This is a genomic window from Bowmanella sp. JS7-9, assembly GCF_004329715.1.
In the GTDB taxonomy this organism is placed as follows: Bacteria; Pseudomonadota; Gammaproteobacteria; order Enterobacterales; family Alteromonadaceae; genus Pseudobowmanella; species Pseudobowmanella zhangzhouensis.
In genome coordinates this window covers 1-780 of the sequence record NZ_JXSY01000035.1, presented here as the reverse complement: position 1 = coordinate 780, position 780 = coordinate 1, and the positions used below count along the sequence as shown (strand labels likewise).

General features: G+C 51.0%; 3 tRNA genes. All 3 read left to right on the top strand.

Going from position 1 to position 780, the window contains the following annotated elements:
- Positions 1-117 precede the first annotated feature (117 nt).
- The 3 genes from TK45_RS15780 to TK45_RS15770 all read left to right on the top strand — a co-directional run bounded on the left by TK45_RS15780 (position 118) and on the right by TK45_RS15770 (position 737).
- Positions 118-193, top strand: a tRNA-Glu gene (locus TK45_RS15780).
- Positions 194-374: 181 nt separating this feature from the next.
- Positions 375-450: transfer RNA gene (locus tag TK45_RS15775), tRNA-Glu, on the top strand.
- Positions 451-661: 211 nt separating this feature from the next.
- A tRNA-Glu gene (locus TK45_RS15770) sits at positions 662-737 on the top strand.
- Positions 738-780: the final 43 nt, after the last annotated feature.

Below are 780 nucleotides of genomic sequence, written 5' to 3'. Positions count from 1 at the left end.
TATAGCTCAGCTGGGAGAGCGCTTGCATGGCATGCAAGAGGTCGGCGGTTCGATCCCGCCTAGCTCCACCAAGTTTCTGACATTGTGCTTTGCACAGTGTTATTTAGAGAAGGTTTAGTCCCCTTCGTCTAGAGGCCTAGGACACCGCCCTTTCACGGCGGTAACAGGGGTTCGAATCCCCTAGGGGACGCCAACTTTACAAGTCACATGTTTTTGTCCTGGCGAGCATGTGCCAGACGCAAGTCTGAATGGGAGGAAACTCCCGGGTAGTAAAACTCAAATAGTTTTCTGCAAAGGAATAGGTCGTTCGCCTCACAGGCTCGGCTCACCTGAACAGAAAACTTACAAAGCAACGCTTTGTAAAACAGTTTTCTGTCCCCTTCGTCTAGAGGCCTAGGACACCGCCCTTTCACGGCGGTAACAGGGGTTCGAATCCCCTAGGGGACGCCAAATATAAGCCCGCTCATTGAGCGGGCTTTTTAATCAAAAGTCGCATGTTTTTGTCCTGGCGAGCATGTGCCAGACGCAAGTCTGAATGGGAGGAAACTCCCGGGTAGTAAAACTCAAACAGTTTTCTGCAAAGGAATAGGTCGTTCGCCTCTCAGGCTCGGCTCACCTGAACAGAAAACTTACAAAGCAACGCTTTGTAAAACAGTTTTCTGTCCCCTTCGTCTAGAGGCCTAGGACACCGCCCTTTCACGGCGGTAACAGGGGTTCGAATCCCCTAGGGGACGCCAAATATAAGCCCGCTCATTGAGCGGGCTTTTTAATCAAAAGTCG